This window comes from Armatimonadota bacterium (genome assembly GCA_031081585.1).
GTDB classification, from domain to species: domain Bacteria; phylum Sysuimicrobiota; class Sysuimicrobiia; order Sysuimicrobiales; family Humicultoraceae; genus Geohabitans; species Geohabitans tengchongensis.
The window spans coordinates 1-16,331 of record JAVHLY010000042.1 but is presented as its reverse complement, the minus strand read 5'-3'; the positions used below and the strand labels follow the sequence as shown (position 1 = coordinate 16,331).

The window sequence follows — 16,331 nt, the reverse complement described above, 5'->3', positions numbered from 1 at the left end:
GCTAGCTACCGCGCCGCCCCCGGCGCTCCCTCCAGCCAGTCGAGGTCGCCGCGCAGGCGGCGGAGGGCTAGCCGCTGGCGCGCCTTCTGCGGAAACACGGCCACCTCGACCCCTGCGGGATAGGGGCGCGGGAGGCCGTTGGCGACCATGCCCTTCGCGGAGATCAATCCACGCCGCTCGACAACGACCGTTGGACAGGGCGGGTGCGGCGCCACACGCCGGTGGAGAGAGGCCTCCCGCCCCTCGAGAGAGGCCTCCCGCCCCGCGGTTCACCGGACCCCCGCCATCCGCTCCGTCGCCACCTCGCCCACGTGGGTCGTCTTCGCCCAGTCGATCCGCCCGGTCACGGCACTGCGCACGTACCGGGCGATGGCGTAGGGCACCACGACGAAGCGGTGCAGGGAGAAGAGGGCGAAGCGCAGCGGCACCCCCACCAGCTGCGCGGGGCGCCACCCCAGCCGCTCCACCACCGCCCCCAGCAGGCTCAGGGAGCAGAGCCCCGACGCGCCGGCCATGAGGTGCGGGGAGACCTGCAGGAAGAGCACCACCACCCCGGCCAGGCGCAGCAGCCCATAGGCGTAGGTCGTCAGCAGCGCCAGCGTGGCCACGAGGCTCCCCGCCAGGAAGAAGAGGACGTCCACCCGCGTCTGCAGCGGCAGCCGGCCGAAGAGGATGGCCGGCAGGTGCTCGCCCAGCGCCTGCATCGCCCCCTCGAACCAGCGCGTGCGCTGCCGCACCAGGTCGCGCACCGTGGGCACCGCCTCCTCCCAGACGACGGCCTCCTCGCAGTAGCGGATCCGCCAGCCGCGCAGGTGGAAGCGCACGGAGAGGTCGATGTCCTCGGTGAGGGCGTCCTCGTGCCACCCCCCCACCGCCTCCAGGGCGTCGCGGCGCAGGACGAGCCCGTTGCCGGCGAAGGCGACGAAGGCGCGCAGCCGCTCCCGGGCGCGCTGGAAGAGCGTCATGAAGATGCCGAACTCGTCCGCCTGCATGCGGGTGAGGAGGTTCTGCCCGGCGTTGTAGGGAAGGCGACGTGCCTGCACGCCGCCCACCCGGGGGCCGTCCAGGCAGGCCACCATGCGCTGCAGGAAGTCCGGGGCCACGCGCGCATCGGCGTCGAAGAAGGCCAGCAGCCGCCCCCGCGCCACGCGCAGCCCCGCGTTGAGCGCGGCCGCCTTCCCCACGCTCCCCAGCGGCGTGCGCACCACGCGCAGCCCCAGGCGGGGGCGCAGCCGCTCCAGGACCTCGGCGGTGCCGTCGGTGGAGCGATCGTCGATGACGATGAGCTCGAAGCGCCGCCGGCCGCGGCGGTGGTAGTCGAGCCGGGCCAGGCAGCGCAGCGTGTCCGCGATCACCGCCATTTCGTCCTTCACCGGGACGAGGATGGAGACGAAGGGACGCGCCGCCGTGGGGGGCCGGGGCGCGGGGCGGCGCAGCCCCACCACCAGGAGCACGGTGCTGTAGATGCTCAGCACGATGAAGAGGGTCTGCAGCCAGCGCACGCTGACGAAGACGTAGTGGAAGACGAAGCGGCCGATGTAGTCGAGGCTGTGCACCACCATGGCCACCCACAGGGCGGCGATGAGCAGCAGGACCAGGTGGCGGGTCGTGCGCGGGCTCACGGGGTCTGCGCCCCCTCAGGCGCCGCGGCCGCCCCCGCGGCCCCCCAGCGGCGCGGCCGACGTCTCTGGCGCCTCTGGCGGTGGGGCGGCACCCGGTGATGCGGCGGGACCCAGCAGGCGGTCGATGGCCGGTCCCAAGGGCGGGTGGAGCACCCCCGCGTCGGTGACGAGGGCAGTGACGAGGTGGTGAGGGGTGACGTCGAAGGCGGGGTTGCGCGCCGGCGTCCCCTGCGGGGCGATGGGGCGACCGGCCACGGTCAGGACCTCCTCGGGGGGGCGCTCCTCGATGGGGATGGCCCCCCCGTCGGGCAAGCGGGGGTCGAAGGTGGAGCGCGGCGCCGCCACCACGAAGGGGATCCCGTGCGCCCGGGCCAGGACGGCCAGGGCGTAGGTGCCGATCTTGTTGGCGACGTCGCCGTTGCGCGCCACCCGGTCGGCCCCGACGAGGACGCGGTCCACCTCCCCGCGGGCCATCAGCCACCCGGCGGCGCTGTCGGTGAGCAGCGCGAAGGGGATGCCGTCGCGCTGCAGCTCCCAGGCGGTGAGGCGAGCACCCTGCAGCACCGGCCGCGTCTCGCAGGCCAGCACCCGAATGCCCCTCCCCTGCGCGTGGGCGCGGCGGAGGATGCCGTAGGCCGTCCCGCCGCCCACGGTGGCCAGGCTGCCGGTGTTGCAGTAGGTGAGGATGCGCTCGCCCGGGGCGATGAGCGCGGCCCCGAACTCGGCGATGCGAGCGTTGGCCGCGAGGTCCTCCCGGGCCACCGCCTCGGCCTCGTCCAGGAGGACCCGGGCGGGGTCGGCGTCCGCAGGGGCGGTGCGCAGCCGGGTGAGCAGGCGGTCGAGCGCCCAGCGCAGGTTCACGGCGGTGGGCCGCGCCGCCGCCAGGGCTGCGGCCACCTCCACCAGCGCCTCGGGCGTGCGTGCCTGCCCCCGCCAGGCGGCCAGGGCGAGCGCGTAGGCGGCGGCCGCGCCGATGGCCGGCGCGCCGCGCACCCGCAGGCGGCGGATCGCCTCCGCCACCTCCTCCCACGAGCGGCAGACGCGAACCTGCACCTGGTAGGGGAGGAGGGTCTGGTCCAGGAGACGGACCGTGCCCTCCTCCCACCAGACGCTCCTCACCGCCACGCCCCCCGCGTCCACCGCCCCTCCCATGATACCCCGCCCCGCCGCGGGGAGGTCCCCGCCTCGCGGGGCCACGCCGCGTCCCAGCACGGGCGGGCCCCGCCGGAGGACCCGGGCACGCTACCCCAGCGGCAGCAGGCCGGCGCGGTCGGTCGGCACCACCTCCGCGTGGATGGTGACGGTGCTCGGCGTGAAGAGGAAGATCGCCTCCCCCACCCGCTGCAGGTGACCGTCCAGGGCGTAGGTGACGCCGCTCAGGAAGTCCACGATGCGACGGCTGAGCTCCGGGTCCACCGCCTGCAGGTTGAGGACGACGGGCCGCCGGTCGCGCAGGCAGTCGGCGGCGCGCCGGGCGTCGTCGAAGGCCCGCGGCTCGAGGACGACGATCTCCAGCTGCCGCGGGGTGTGCAGGCTGAGGACGGGGGCGCGACGGCGCGGCTCCGCCCCCGGCGTCTCCGCCCCGTCCTCCTCGGGAGACTCCTCGGCGAAGCCGAGGAAGGTCATGAACCGCTGCATGGCGCTCACCGCTACACCTCCCGCTCTCCCCTCCCCTCCCCGGTCGATCCCGCGGTGGGCGCCTCTCCCGCGCCCGCCGGACGGGCCGGGCGCTCCCCGAAGAGCGCCCGCCCGATCCGTACGATCGTGGCCCCTTCTTCCACGGCCACCTCGAAGTCGTCCGTCATCCCCATGGAGAGGTGCTCCGCCTCGGGGAGCACCTCGCGCACCCGGTCCCGCAGCGCCCGCAGCGCCCGGAAGACCGGCCGCGCCGCCTCGGGATCGGGGGCGAGCGGCGCGATCGTCATCATCCCCAGGACGCGCACCCCCGTCCACCTCCGCGCCGCCCGGGCGGCGGCGACCACCTCCTCGGGGGCGAAGCCGTGCTTCTGCGGCTCGCGCGCCACGTTCACCTGCAGCAGCACGCGGACCTCGCGCCCCAGGCGCTCGGCGTGCCGCGCCAGCGTCTCCCCCAGGCGCAGGGAGTCCACCGAGTGGATCAGGGTGAAGGCCTCGGCGGCGTGGCGCGCCTTGTTCCGCTGCAGGTGCCCGACCAGGTGCCAGCGCGGCCCCGCGCCCAGCCGGGCGATCTTGGGCAGGGCCTCCTGGACGCGGTTCTCCCCCAGGTCGCGCAGGCCGAGGGCCAGGGCCTCGCGCACCTGCGCCACCCCGACCCCCTTCGTCACCGCCACCAGCGTGACATCCTCGGGGGCGCGCCCCACACGGCGCGCCGCGGCGGCCAGCCGCCCGCGCACCTGCGCCAGCCGGGAGGCGAGCGCGTCCGGCGACCGGGACACCTATTCTACGGCCCTCCGTCGACTCCTATGGGCGCCGATGGGCGCCGGGCGATCTCCGCCCGTCGCCGCCCCACCGCGCCGCCCGGCGGGCGCGGCCGGGCGTGGGCTGCGGCGCGGGCTGATCAACCCGGCCTGGCGGCCGGTCGTCCCGTCGCGGCGGTAGGAGAACCACAGCTCGGGGTGGCAGGCGGTGCAGCGCCGGCTCACCCAGATCTGCCCGGGCGGCACGCCGGCGGCGATGAGCTCGAGCCGGTTGGCCTCCCACAGGTCGAGGAAGCCCCGGTCGCCCTGCCCGGGCCGCACCACGGCCCGGGCCCGGGGCCGTGCCTGGAACGCCGCCACCACCTCGGGGCCCACCTCGTAGTGGTCGGGTCCGATGGCCGGGCCCAGCGCGACGCGCAGGTCCCGTGGGTCGGTGCCGAAGGCCCGGACCATGGCCGCCACGGCCGCGCCGGCGATGCCCGCGGCGGTCCCCCGCCACCCGGCGTGCACCGCGCCGACGGCCCCGCGCCGCGGGTCCCACAGCAGGATGGGGACGCAGTCGGCGGCGTGCACCGCCAGCGTCACCGCCGGATCCGCGGTGAGGAGCCCGTCGGCGCCCGCCACCGCCCTGCCCGCGTCGGCGCGGGTGACCACCACCACCGCGGTGCCGTGCACCTGGGTGGCCTCGACGTGACCGGCGGGGTCCACCCCGAGGGCCGACAGGACACGGCGGCGGTTCTCGGCCACGCAGGCCGGGTCGTCGCCAGCGCCGCGGCCCAGGTTGAGGGTGGCGAAGGGCCCGTCGCTCACCCCGCCCCGCCGGGTGGTGAAGGCGTGGGTCACCCCGGCGAGGGTGGGGGCACGCAGGAGCGGGATCGCGGTGGCCACGGCCGGCCGCGGGCTCGACCCTGCGGGACGGGGGCGGCCCGGGTGGCCGCGCGCCACCTTCAGACGACACGCTCCCGGATCGCCGCGCTCAGGTAGTCCATGGCGGCGACGACGAGGGTGATCGCCCACACCGCGGTGGCGGCCTGCTGCCACTGCAGCAGGTTGATGTACTGCATGAGGAGGAAGCCCACGCCGCCACCCCCCACCATGCCGATGACCGTGGACATGCGCACGTTGATGTCCCACCGGTAGATGGTGAAGGCGATGAACGGCGGGACGATCTGCGGGATCACCGCGTAGCGGATCACCTGGAGCGGGCTGGCCCCCGTGGCGGTGATCGCCTCGATGGGCCCGGGGTCGATGGACTCGATCTGCTCCGAGTAGAGCTTCCCCAGCGAGGCCACCGAGTGGAGCGCCAGCGCCAGCACCCCGGCGAACGGCCCGATGCCCACCCAGACGGCGAAGACCGTCGCCATGATGAGCGGCTCGATGGAGCGCAGGATGTTGAGCACCGTGCGCACGACGCCGTAGACCACGGTCCCCAGCGGGCCGCGCATGAGGTTCTTCGCGGCCAGGAAGCTTAGCGGGACGGCGAAGACCACGGCGATGGTCGTCCCCATGAGCGCCAGGAAGATCGTCTCGACGATTCGGGCCGCCACCAGGGTGAGCGTCTGGCTGGGGCGCAGCACCCGCCCGCCCACCTGGACCTGGGCGATGAGGCGGTGGGACTGGCCGATGAGGTCGGGGACGGTGAGGGTGACGGCGAACTGCCCCTGGCCGTCGGTGCGGAACCCCGCCGCGCGGGCCCGGGAGCCGGACTGGTCCTCCCAGAGCAGCTCCCCCGGCCGGTTCGGGGCAAAGCCCTCGCCGCGGACGACGAGGCGCTGGCCGGGTTGCCCCACCGGGCTGGAGAGGAGGAGGCGGGGGCCGCCCGGCGGGGCCTCGACCGACGGCGGGGTGGCGGGGAAGAAGGCGAAGCCGGCGGCGGCCTCCTGCAGGCGCGGCGCCCAGGTCACCAGGTCGGGGCGCACCAGGTCGCGCACCAGCGGCTTCACCAGGGGCGCCTTGGTGACGAGGTCTCCCAGGTTGATCTGCGTGACCTTCCACCCGTATGCGTAGACGACCGCCAGCCCGACGAGCAGCAGGGCCAGCGTCCACGGACGGGTGCGCGGCCGGGGCACGGCCACCGGCGGGACCCGCTGGGGGACGGCGCGCTCAGCCATGCCCGGCGACGACCTCCCGGAGACGCCCCCGCCGCTGCCTGGTGGCGCTCATGCGATCTCCACCTCCACGGCCTCCTCCCCGTAGATCTCGCGGAACCGGCGCTCGTCGATCTCGTGGGGGAGCCCCTCGAAGACCAGACGGCCCTGCTTGAGGGCGATGACGCGGGTCCCGTACCGGCGGGCCAGGCTGAGGAAGTGGAGGCTGCAGATGACGGTGATGCCCTCCTTGCGGTTGAGCTCCTCCACGTACTTGAGGATCGAGTGCGAGGTGGCGGGATCGAGGCTGGCCACCGGTTCGTCCGCCAGGATGAGGCGGGGCTCCTGCATCAGGGCGCGGGCGATGCCCACGCGCTGCTGCTGGCCGCCCGAGAGCTGGTCGGCGCGGGTGCGGGCCTTCTCGGCGATGCCCACTCGCTCCAGGTTCGCCAGGGCCCGGGCCACCTCGTCGCGGGGGAAGTAGTTCAGGAGCGCCTGGGAGGGGGGCAGGTAGCCCAGCCGCCCGGCCAGCACGTTGGTCAGCACCGGCGAGCGCTTCACCAGGTTGAACTGCTGGAAGATCATGCCGATCTGGCGGCGCAGGCGCCGCAGCTCGTCGGGCCGGAGGGCGGTCACGTCCACGTCGTCGATGTAGACCTTGCCCGACGTGGGTTCGATCAGGCGGTTGATGCAGCGCAACAGGGTGGACTTGCCCGACCCGGACAGCCCGATGACGATGAGGAACTCCCCCGGCCGCACCGTGAAGGAGACGTCGTCGAGTGCCCGCGTCCCGTCCGGGAAGACCTTGACCAGGTGCTCCACGCGGACGGCCGCGCCCTTCATGGGCCGGTGCGTCGCCTCCATCGGCCGATGGGGGGAGGGGCCGGGCGCCCCTCCCCGCCGACCGCGTCCCTCATGCCGGCTACCGGACGATCCGGTTGAGGTCGAGCCCCAGCAGCTTGATCGCGTCCCGGATGGGGTTGAAGAACGCGTCCAGGTTGGGGACCTGCCGCGGGTCGACGTTGTACTTCTTGATCAGGTCCTCGTACGTGGCGTAGCCCTCGTGCTGGTACAGCGCGTTAACCGCCTCCCGCCCGGGCGGGGTCTGGGCGATGTGGAACATGGCCCGGATGATCCGCTGCTTGACCTCGTCGGGCAGCTCCTTCCGGAAGCTGATCGTGTCATTGGGGATGTAGCCGATGGTCGGCGGGCCCACGTACTCGAGGATCCGCACCTTCTCCTTGACGTCGGGAAACTGCCGCATCACCCGCTCGCGTGCGTCGCTGCCAAAGCGGTCCCCGAAGGTGGCCCCGGCGTCCACGCTCCCCTGGTAGATGGCGATGACCACCCGGTCGTGCCCGCCGGCGAAGATCACCTGACTGAAGAAGGTGTTGGGGTCGAAGCCCTTCTTCTTGATGTAGACCGCGGGCCAGATGTAGCTGGAGGTCGAGGCGGGATCGCCGAAGGCGAACCGCTTGCCGCGCAGGTCGGCGATGCTCCGAGCCGGCACGTCGCTGCGCACCAGGATCTGCGACCCGTAGTAGGGCAGGTTGGCCCGAATACTGATCAGCCCCACCTCCGCGCCGCATCGGGCGTTGGCCAAGACGTACGATGCGGGCGCAAACCAGGCGATGTGCACGCGCCCGGCGCACAGCGCCTCGATGGTCGCGGCGTAGCTGGTCGGCACCGTGGCCTCGATGCTGTACCCGGTGGCCACCTCCAGCATGCGGGCCACGGTGCGTCCGCTGGCCAGGACGCGCTCGGCATCCAGCGACGGGACGAACGCCATCACCAGGCGCGTCTGCGCCTGCGCCGCCGGCACCGGCCCCGCGACGACCGCCGCCAGCAGGAGCACGACCAGGCCTCTCACCAGTACGTGCTGTCGGTTCCTCACACGTCCCCCTCCCCCGCTTCCGGATTCGCGCCTGCTGCGTGGGCCCCCGACCGCGGCCGCGTGCCCCGCCCGCGCCCGGGGCCCCGCTCCGGCTTCAGACCTCGAGTGGACGGACAGGATTCGCTGCGCACGGCACCGCCACCCTCATCATAGCCCTGCGGGGCGGCCTGCGACAGGGAGCGCCGGGAGGGGTCAGGTCTGCTGGTAGCGGGCCACCAGGTCGCTGACGACGGGGATGGTGAAGGTCTGGCCCTGGTAGGCCCGGTAGCCGTAGACCAGCGCCAGGATCAGCCAGACCAGGCCGATCCACCAGGTGAGCATCCCCAGCCACCACAACCCGGGCACACTCGTGACGATGGCCAGCGCGATGGCGACCACCACGTAGCTGAGGCCGAGCCCCACCGACTGGACGGCGTGGTAGCGCAGGAAGGCGCTGCGCTTCAGGTCGGTGAGGAGTACGACGATGGCGACGGGCCAGATCGGGTAGCCGAGCCCCGCCAGCAGGCGGTCCTGGTCGCTCCCGGGGGTCAGGGTCATAGGCTCCTCCTTCCGGGCTGTGGCCCGGGGGTCAGGTGGCCGCCCCGGTCGCGGGCGGCGTCGTCACCGCGTCAGCACCTGGCGTACCCGCAGGATGGGCAGGTAGCACACCCGTTCGTCTGGATCAGGTTGGCCCCGCAGTCGGGGCAGATGCCAACGAACTCGAGCGGCCAGCCGACCTCACCGGCGCCCTGCTGACGCCCGTTGCCCTCGGAGACGACGGCCGGCGTCGCCGGGGGGGAGGCGGGGACGCCCACAGGCGCCGGCTCCTCCTCGGACCGATTCGCCTGGAAGCGGAGCCGCTCCTGGCGGGTGCGCACCGCCGGCTCCGGCAGGGCCTCCGCCCGCGGGAAGACGCGGTCGGGCCGGAACCCGTCCCCGTAGAGAGCCCGCCCCAGCGCCAGGGCCACGGCCTGGGCGATGGTGGAGACGCGCACCACCGTCCCGTCCACGCTGCGGTCGAGGGCCACCTCTTTGCTCTGGACCCGCCAGAGCTGCTCCAGGACCTGACGGGGGTCCACGCCGGCGCGCAGGGCCAGCGAGGCCAGGCGGCCGATGGCCTCGGCCTCGACGTCGAAGGAGTGGACGAAGACCTCGCTGATGCCGATCTCGTCCTCGTTCACCACGACGTAGATGCGGCCGCGGGGGGTCTCGACGCGCTCGGTGCGGCCGACGGTCACCTTCGGGCGGGGCCGCGGGGCGGGGGTGACGCCGGGGCAGGCGCCCGCTGCGGTCGCCAGGGTCGCCGTGGGCGCGGGCGCCGGCGCGGCGACCGACGCGGGGCTTGCCGGCGACGGCGCCGCCGGAACCGTGACGACCACGGGCGCCGGCCGGGCCGCCTCGGGCGATGGCACCACGCCCGCCGCCCTGGCCTGCTGGGTGGTGAGCAGGATGCCCTCGCGGCTCCCCTCCCGGTAGACGGTGATGCCCTTACAGCCCAGCTTCCAGGCCAGGAAGTAGATGCGCTCGACCTCCTCCACCGGCGTGTCGTGCGGCAGGTTCACCGTGCTACTGATGGCGTGGTCGATGTGTTTCTGGATGGCCGCCTGCATCTTCACCCGCATCTCGGGCTTGATCTGGTGCGCCGTGACGAAGGACGGCGGCAGCGCCGTCTCGTCCCGCAGGCCGACGCGCGCCATGTACTCCCGCACCAGCGGATGGTAGACCTTGAAGGTCTCCTGGGAGAGCGACTCCGAGCGCCGGATGTAGGCCAGGTCGAAGATGGGCTCGATGCCGCTCGTCACCCCGGCCAGCGCCGCCCCGCTGCCGACCGGCGGCACGGTGAGCAACGCCACGTTGCGCAACCCGTGCGCCTGGATGCGGTCGAGCAGCGGCTGGGGCAGCGCCTGGATGAACGGCGACTGGAAGTGCCGCACCGGGTCGTAGGCCGGGAACGGCCCCTTCTCGCGCGCCAGGTTGACGCTCTCGTCGTAGACGATGACCTTGATGCGCTCGAAGAGCCGGTCCACGAACGCCACGGCCTCGTCGGTGTCGTACTTGAGCCCGAGCATGATGAGCATGTCGCCGAGCCCCGTGAAGCCCACACCGATGCGCCGGGAGCGCAGGCTGGCCTCCCGCTGCTGCGAGAGGGGGTGCCGGTCGGCGTTGTAGTCGAGGATGTTGTCGAGGAACCGCGTCGCGTACCGCAGCGCGCGCTCCAGCGCCTGCCAGTCCACCCGCGCCTCCGGGGTGAAGGCGTGCGCGACGAAGCGGGCCAGGTTCACGTTGCCGAGGTTGCAGTTCCCGTACGGCTCTAGCGGGATCTCCGAGCAGGGGTTGGTGGTGATCACCTCCATACCGTTGTACTCGCTGGTCGACCACCGTTTGACCGTGTCCCAGAAGATCACGCCCGGTTCGGCGTAGTCGCGCGCCCCGCGGATCAGCTCCTCCCACAGGTGGCGGGCGCGGATCGTCCGGCGCACGCGCACCTTCTCGTTCTCGAAGACGAGCTCCCAGGGGGCGTCCTGCTCCACCGCCCGCATGAAGGCGTCCGACACGCGCACGCTGATGTTGGCGTAGCGCACCTTGTCCAGGTTGCGCTTGACCCTGACGAAGTCGAGGACGTCGGGGTGGTGGTCGGCGATGGTGATCATCAGCGCCCCCCGGCGCCCGCTCTGGCCGATGGTCCCGGTGGTGAGGGACATCAGCTCCATGAAGGAGACCGACCCCGTGCTGCTCCGGGCCGCGTTGTTCACGGGCGCCCCCCGGGGCCGCAGGCAGGAGATGTCGCCGCCCACCCCGCCGCCGAAGGAGTAGGTGCGGGCGGCTTCCTTCATCCACTCGAAGATGGCCTCGATGGAGTCCTCCTGGATGGGGATGACGTAGCAGTTCGAGCTCGTGACCCGCTTCGGGTTGCCCGCGGCGTGCATGATCCGCCCGCCGGGGATGAAGCGGAAGTCCTCCAGCAGCCAGGTGAACTTCTCCTCCCACTCCGCCCGTCGCGCCGGCGCCTCCACGCCGGCCAGCTCGCGGGCGATCCGCCGCCACATCTCCGGCGGGGTGCGCTCCAGCACCCGCCCCTCCCGGTCGCGCAGGGCGTACTTGTCATAGAAGACGCGCGCGCGCAGCTCGTCCCCCTGGAAGTAGGCCAGGGTCTCCGGGGGCAGGTCGGTGGCCCGGGCCGCCGGCTCCCCCGCGCCCGGCGCCGCGGTGAGTGCCGCGGTACCCGGCTCTGGGGTGGTCGGGGCAGTGGCGGACAGCGCGGCAGAGGCAGCAGCGGGAGACGGAGCAGCGGCGGTCGGATCCAATGCGGTCACCCCCTGGCGGTTGGTCTCAGGCCTTGTCGGTCGGGCTGCCGGGCAGCGGGAGGAGCGGGACCTGCGCCCGGCCGGCCTCCTCCCGGGCCTTCCGGGCCTTCAGCGTCTCGATCTCCTCGACCAGCGTGTCCACGTCCCGGAAGCGGCGGTGCTCGCTGGCGAAACGCACGTAGGCCACGTCGTCGAGCGGGCGGAGGCGCTCCATGACCATCTCGCCGATCTCCACGCTGCGCACCTCGCGCTCCCCGCGGTTGCGCAGCTCCCGCTCCACCGCCTGGACGATCCCCTCCAGCGCCTCCATGGAGATGGGGCGCTTGCCCGCCGCCTTGACCAGGCCCCCCAGCACCTTGTCGCGGGAGAAGGGTTCGCGGCGTCCGTCGCGCTTGACGACCATGAGGGGGATGGGGTCGACGCGTTCGTAGGTGGTGAAGCGGCGCCCGCAGGCCAGACACTCCCGGCGGCGGCGGATGGCCGCACCGTCCTCGACGGGGCGGGAGTCGAGGACCTTGCTCTCCTCGTGCTGGCAGTGGGGGCAGCGCATCCCGACGGTCCCGCCGGAGAAAGATGTGGACAGAGGAAGGAAGACCCTCTGCCCCTTAGCACAGGGAGCCTACCACAAGATCTTGTGTTCGTCAAGGGCAGCAGCGCCCAGATCTATGAGCCCCAGACGACCCGCTCATGACGGTAGACGGCTGCAGCACCGGCCAGGACGAGGCCTGTGGCCAGGAGCAAGGAGACCACGGCCAGCCCCACGTCGACCCCGCCGACCGTGCCCACCACGACGCCTCGCAGCAGGTAGCCGCTGTTGAGGAAGGGGAGCGCGTAGACCCAGGTCCGGCGGCCCCACTCCGGCAGGAGCTGCGCCAGGATCACGGCCGCGGCCACGGCCAGGTAGAGGGGGGTGAAGAGGAGCTGGGCCTCGCGCACGCTCCGCGCCACCAGGCTGAGGAGGAGCTGGACGGCGGTGAGGAAGCCGGCCAGCGGCAGGCCGGCCGCCAGCAGCGCCAGGGCGACGGTCGGCGGAAGCGAGGTGGCGGCCTGCCCGAGCGCCGTGCCGCCGACGCGGAGCGTGGCCAGGACCGCCCCCACGACCAGGGCCACCGAGCAGACCGCCAGGAGCAGCACCGTGGCGAACTTCCCCAGGACCAGCGCCAGCCGTGGAGGGGGCGTGAGAAGGAGGGCGGCCAGTGTGCCCCGCTCGGCCTCCCCCGCGCCCAGGTCGAGGGCAGCGTACTGCCCCCCGAGCACCATCCACACGGCGATGAAGAAGGGCAGCACTGTGGCCAGCGCCGCCCGGACCGTATCCACCGTGGGGCCCACCGCCTCCACCTCGACGTGCAACGGCAGCAGCGTCTCGGCCGCGAGCCCGAGGGCGGCCAGGCGGGCCTGCATCGCCTCCAGGCTGTAGCGGGCCAGGGCCTCCGTCACCTTCTGCCGGGCCACGACCGAGGCCACGCTCGTCCCCTGGTAGAGCACCCGCACCCGCACGGCCCCCTCCACCGGGGAGGCCTCCAGCACCGCATCGACACGGCCCGCCTGCAGCGCGCCGAGCGGCTCCGGCGCGGCCACGACGACCAGCGCCCCCTGCGCTCGGGCCTGCTGCAGGAACGGCGCCAGGTGCTCCGCGCCCCGCACCGCCACGCGCACGGGCGCCGCCTGGAGGCGAGCCTCCTCGCGCACGGCGAGGGCGGGCAGGCCCAGCGTCACAGCGGGCATGAGGACCACCGGCACCGCCAGTCCGAGGGCCACCGTCCGCCGGTCGCGCAGCGCCTCGGTCATCTCCTTCAGGAAGACGGTCCAGGCGGGCCCCAGCAGTCGGCCGAGCGCCCGCGTCACTGCCACCACAGGCTCCACAGCGGTACCGTGCTGACCAGGAAGATGAGGATGAGCACAAGCCCCAGCACCACCCGCCCCGGGCTGAGCGGGGTGACGTCGTCGAGCGGTCCCGGATGCCCGCGGGCGAGGAAGAGCCAGATCAGCACGGCCATCGGCAGGTAGCCCAGGGCCAGCGCCAGGACCACCCCGCCGTACGACACCAGGCGGTGACGCTCCGGGCCCAGCGCGGCGCGCACCGCGTGCCCGCCGTCCAGCATGCTGGCCGGCAGGAGGTTCAGGCTGGTCACCAACAACCCGTACCACCCGGCCCAGAAGGCGGGGTGGCCCAGCACCACCAGGCCTTCCGGCGGGCGCAGCAGCCATTCCGTGAGCCACCGCACCAGCAGCGGGTCGGGGAAGCTGATGTACCCCTCGCCCAGTGGCGGCACCAGGTAGGAGTGGCGGATGCCGTAGGCCAGGACGGGCAGACACAGCAGGAAGCCGGCGATGGGACCCGACGCGCCCAGGTCCATGAGACTGTCGCGGTCCGGCGCCGGGCGGCGGGTGACGATCACCGCCCCCATCGTGCCCACCGGCGGGATCATCGGGATGAAGTAGGGCAGGCTGGCCTGCACCCCGCGGCGGGCGGCCGCCACCTTGTGCCCCATCTCGTGGGTGAGGAGGATCGCCATGAGCGGCACGGCGTAGGCGGCGGCGCCGGTGAGCGCGTCGCGCAGGTATCCGGCCTCGACCAGGGGGAGGGCCTGGAGGTAGCCGGCGGCCAGCGTCGTGGCCAGCGTGGCCAGGAAGAGGAGGAGGTGGAGGCCGTAGCGCACCGGCGGGACGGCCGGCGCCGGCAGCACCAGGAGCAGCGTGGTGTCCCGCCGACGCCGCAGGGCCGGCAGAAGACCCAGCGGCTCGAGGACCCGACGGACCGCCTCGAAGCGCAGGCGCAGGTCGCCGGGGTGGTCCACGGCGAAGGCGGGCCGACCGCCGTCGAACCAGACGTCGCGGACGGGGAGGTATGGATCGATCAGCCCGCGGATCTCGTCGATCCGCCAGAGGAGCTCCGTCGACATGCAGGGCTATTCTACCGTCTCCGCGTGCCGCTCGCGCGTCCGCGCGCCTCTCCTGCACGGGAGCCGCCGCGGAGACACCGTGCCCTGGGGCGCCCCGGTACCGTGCAGTGACCGCCCGGAGGAAGGCGACGTCATGAGGGCCAAGAGCAGGGGCGTGGCGGTCCGCCTGGCCCCGTTCGTCCCGACGCTCCTCCTCCTCGGCGTGGTGTTCGCTTTCGAGCATCCGGGCCGCGCACCCGGGGAGGCCCTCAGCGCCGCAGCCCTCGCGCTGGCGCTGCCCCTGGCGGTGGTCCATGCCTCCAGGGCGCTGGCCGTCATCCTCTCCCCTCCCGTGCGCCGCTACCCCCTCGAGGTCGCGCTCCCCGGCCCTCTGGCGCCTCTGCGACCCCTGGTGCCCCTGGTGCTCCTGGTGCTCCTGGTCCTCCTGGTCCTCGTGGGGTGGGCCCGACCGGGGTGGGTGGTCGTGGCGCTCCTGCCGTGTCTCCTCGTCCCTGCCGGGATACTGCTCGGCGATACGCTCGACGCGCTGGCCGTACGGGCGGGCAGGCGGGCGGCCGGCACGGGTGCGCCGGTGGCCGTCACCGTGGCTCTGGTGGCGGCCGGGTTCGCGCTGGCACTCGGCACCGCCGCGGCAGGACAGGCCCTGGCCCCCCGATCCCCTGCGTCCTTCGTGGCGGGCCTCGTGGCGCTCTCGTGGGGGGCCCTCACGGGCACCGCGGTGACCGCCGGGGTCCTCGTCGCGGCGCTGGCCGGGCGCAGCCGCAGGCAGGCGGCATCGCGCGCCGCCCGCGTGCTGGTCTTCACCGTCGTCACCGCCGCGCTCCTCGGCTACACGGCGGGCGCCCTGGGTCCGGGTCTGCTCTCCCCGTCGGGCACCCCGTACGTCCCCCTCCCGGTCCTGGTCCTGCTGGCGGGCGGCGCGGTGACCGTCGCCGCGGACGTCGACCGCTCGGAGGCCCTCCATCGGGTCGTCCCCCCGCAGGCGCTCTCCGACCTCCTCGTGAGTGCCACCGCGGGAGTCGTGAGCCTGGTCCTGCTGGGTGAGCGCCTCGGTGGCTTCCCGTGGACACCGCTCGTCGCCACGGTCGCCCTGGCCGCCCTGCTCGCCGGCGGAGCGGGGGCGGTGATCCTGCGAGGTCGGCGCAGGCCGGTCGACCTCTCTTACTCCCCGGGCCCGCCCACCGGCGTCCACCCGTCCGGTGCGCCCGCGCGGGCGGTGCTGGTAGCGAGCCTGGTCCTGCTCCTCCTGCTCCATGAGGTCCCGCGCCGTGAACTCGACCTGGCCAGCCGCGCCGGGACCGCCCTGGCCTGGGCAGTGTTCGTGCTGGCCGGGTGGCGCGCAACGGGGGCATTCGAGCCGCTGGCCCGCCGGGTGCTGCGCAGCCGGAGGCGCGCGCGCCTCCTGCCATGGCTGGTGTGGGCAGCGGCTCTCTTCTACCCGGCCTACTTCCCGGTGCAGGACTACCTGCTCGGGGTCCTGCGTGCTGGCGGGCGTCCCTGGGAGGGCCTGGGCCCCTCCCTGGCCAGTTTGGCCTTCCTCGCGCTGGGCCCCGGTTTCTTCCTCGCGTACTTCGTCGTCATCGCCACGCTGCTCGCGGTCTTTGCCGCCGCGGGCATGCTGATGGCCTCGTTCCTCGGCGACCTCGTCGAGGCTGCCCTGCCGCCGCCTGAGCGGTGGCGGCGTCCCTGGCCTGGCAGCCCGTGGCTCGTCCTCGCACCTGCCGCTGCCCTGGTGGGCGTGATGTTCGCCGTGCCCGGTGAGCTGCCGGAGAACCGCTACGGATGGGGCCTGGGCGTGGCGATCCTGGGGCTCGCCGTGGCGGTCCCGTTGCTGGCGGTGGGCACCCTGCGCTCGCGGGAGGGCCCCCGGCACGGGCACCGGGCCAGGCGGGTGGTGCGCGACCTGCTCTGGGCGGCGCTACTGGGGTGGTTCGTCGGCTACACCATGGGCGAGGCGCGGGAGATCGGCGCGGTCGGCGCCGTGCCCTTCGTGGCCCTGCTCATGGCGGGCCTGAAGTTTTTCGAGATCTTGTTGGAGGCGCCCGAGCGGATCACCCGGGCCGGACTGGCCGTCGCGGCGCTGCCCGACCTCCTGGTCGCCGTCGTCGCCGCGCTCCTCCTGCTGACCTTCATCCAGACCGTGGC

The 16,331-nt window shown here is 73.8% G+C and carries 15 protein-coding genes; 1 reads left to right on the top strand and 14 read right to left on the bottom strand.

Annotated elements, in window-relative coordinates; translation table 11 throughout:
* Positions 1-5: 5 nt before the first annotated feature.
* The 14 genes from RB146_12925 to RB146_12860 form a co-directional block, all read right to left on the bottom strand.
* The gene (locus RB146_12925) at positions 6-149 is read right to left on the bottom strand and encodes a hypothetical protein (protein MDQ7829874.1); all 144 of its coding nucleotides are present in this window, start codon (positions 147-149) and stop codon (positions 6-8) included.
* 120 nt (positions 150-269) lie between these two features.
* Positions 270-1,622 (bottom strand): glycosyltransferase family 2 protein, encoded by a 1,353-nt coding sequence (locus RB146_12920; GenBank protein MDQ7829873.1) that lies wholly within the window; start codon positions 1,620-1,622, stop codon positions 270-272.
* Between the two features lie 15 nt (positions 1,623-1,637).
* The gene (gene mtnA / locus RB146_12915; protein ID MDQ7829872.1) at positions 1,638-2,762 is read right to left on the bottom strand and encodes an S-methyl-5-thioribose-1-phosphate isomerase; all 1,125 of its coding nucleotides are present in this window, start codon (positions 2,760-2,762) and stop codon (positions 1,638-1,640) included.
* 102 nt (positions 2,763-2,864) lie between these two features.
* A complete protein-coding gene (gene sepF / locus RB146_12910; GenBank protein MDQ7829871.1) occupies positions 2,865-3,260 on the bottom strand; it encodes a cell division protein SepF in 396 nt (131 codons plus the stop codon).
* A gap of 11 nt (positions 3,261-3,271) precedes the next feature.
* Positions 3,272-4,036, bottom strand: a complete 765-nt coding sequence (locus tag RB146_12905) for a YggS family pyridoxal phosphate-dependent enzyme (protein ID MDQ7829870.1) — start codon at positions 4,034-4,036, stop codon at positions 3,272-3,274.
* Entirely contained in the window at positions 4,037-4,906 is an 870-nt protein-coding gene (pgeF, locus tag RB146_12900; protein ID MDQ7829869.1) for a peptidoglycan editing factor PgeF, read from the bottom strand. It abuts the gene before it with no gap.
* 59 nt (positions 4,907-4,965) lie between these two features.
* The gene (gene phnE / locus RB146_12895; protein ID MDQ7829868.1) at positions 4,966-6,129 is read right to left on the bottom strand and encodes a phosphonate ABC transporter, permease protein PhnE; all 1,164 of its coding nucleotides are present in this window, start codon (positions 6,127-6,129) and stop codon (positions 4,966-4,968) included.
* A 48-nt stretch (positions 6,130-6,177) separates the two neighbouring features.
* Positions 6,178-6,948 carry a phosphonate ABC transporter ATP-binding protein gene (gene phnC, locus RB146_12890; GenBank protein MDQ7829867.1) on the bottom strand — a complete coding sequence of 257 codons (771 nt, stop codon included), beginning with the start codon at positions 6,946-6,948 and terminating at the stop codon, positions 6,178-6,180.
* Between the two features lie 79 nt (positions 6,949-7,027).
* Entirely contained in the window at positions 7,028-7,975 is a 948-nt protein-coding gene (locus tag RB146_12885) for a phosphate/phosphite/phosphonate ABC transporter substrate-binding protein (GenBank protein ID MDQ7829866.1), read from the bottom strand.
* Between the two features lie 216 nt (positions 7,976-8,191).
* Positions 8,192-8,536, bottom strand: coding sequence for a DUF4870 domain-containing protein (locus RB146_12880; protein MDQ7829865.1), 345 nt, complete (start codon positions 8,534-8,536; stop codon positions 8,192-8,194).
* A 71-nt stretch (positions 8,537-8,607) separates the two neighbouring features.
* Positions 8,608-11,292: an adenosylcobalamin-dependent ribonucleoside-diphosphate reductase gene (locus RB146_12875; GenBank protein MDQ7829864.1), complete on the bottom strand. Its 2,685-nt coding sequence runs from the start codon at positions 11,290-11,292 to the stop codon at positions 8,608-8,610.
* A 16-nt stretch (positions 11,293-11,308) separates the two neighbouring features.
* Positions 11,309-11,833, bottom strand: coding sequence for a transcriptional regulator NrdR (nrdR, locus tag RB146_12870; GenBank protein ID MDQ7829863.1), 525 nt, complete (start codon positions 11,831-11,833; stop codon positions 11,309-11,311).
* Positions 11,834-11,946: 113 nt separating this feature from the next.
* Positions 11,947-13,134: an ABC transporter permease subunit gene (locus RB146_12865; GenBank protein MDQ7829862.1), complete on the bottom strand. Its 1,188-nt coding sequence runs from the start codon at positions 13,132-13,134 to the stop codon at positions 11,947-11,949.
* Entirely contained in the window at positions 13,125-14,186 is a 1,062-nt protein-coding gene (locus tag RB146_12860; protein MDQ7829861.1) for a site-2 protease family protein, read from the bottom strand. Before RB146_12860 ends, RB146_12865 begins: the two co-directional genes overlap by 10 nt.
* A 133-nt stretch (positions 14,187-14,319) precedes the next feature.
* Here RB146_12860 and RB146_12855 point away from each other — a divergent pair.
* The coding region (locus RB146_12855; GenBank protein MDQ7829860.1) for a hypothetical protein at positions 14,320-16,331 on the top strand (2,012 nt) is incomplete at its 3' end.

Bases quoted from the DNA above. Each gene is read 5' to 3' on its own strand.
- sepF (MDQ7829871.1), bottom strand. From the start codon at position 3,260: ATGCAGCGGTTCATGACCTTCCTCGGCTTCGCCGAGGAGTCTCCCGAG.
- RB146_12860 (MDQ7829861.1), bottom strand. From the start codon at position 14,186: ATGTCGACGGAGCTCCTCTGGCGGATCGACGAGATCCGCGGGCTGATC.
- phnC (MDQ7829867.1), bottom strand. From the start codon at position 6,948: ATGAAGGGCGCGGCCGTCCGCGTGGAGCACCTGGTCAAGGTCTTCCCG.
- RB146_12925 (MDQ7829874.1), bottom strand. From the start codon at position 149: ATGGTCGCCAACGGCCTCCCGCGCCCCTATCCCGCAGGGGTCGAGGTG.
- phnE (MDQ7829868.1), bottom strand. From the start codon at position 6,129: ATGGCTGAGCGCGCCGTCCCCCAGCGGGTCCCGCCGGTGGCCGTGCCC.
- RB146_12880 (MDQ7829865.1), bottom strand. From the start codon at position 8,536: ATGACCCTGACCCCCGGGAGCGACCAGGACCGCCTGCTGGCGGGGCTC.
- nrdR (MDQ7829863.1), bottom strand. From the start codon at position 11,833: ATGCGCTGCCCCCACTGCCAGCACGAGGAGAGCAAGGTCCTCGACTCC.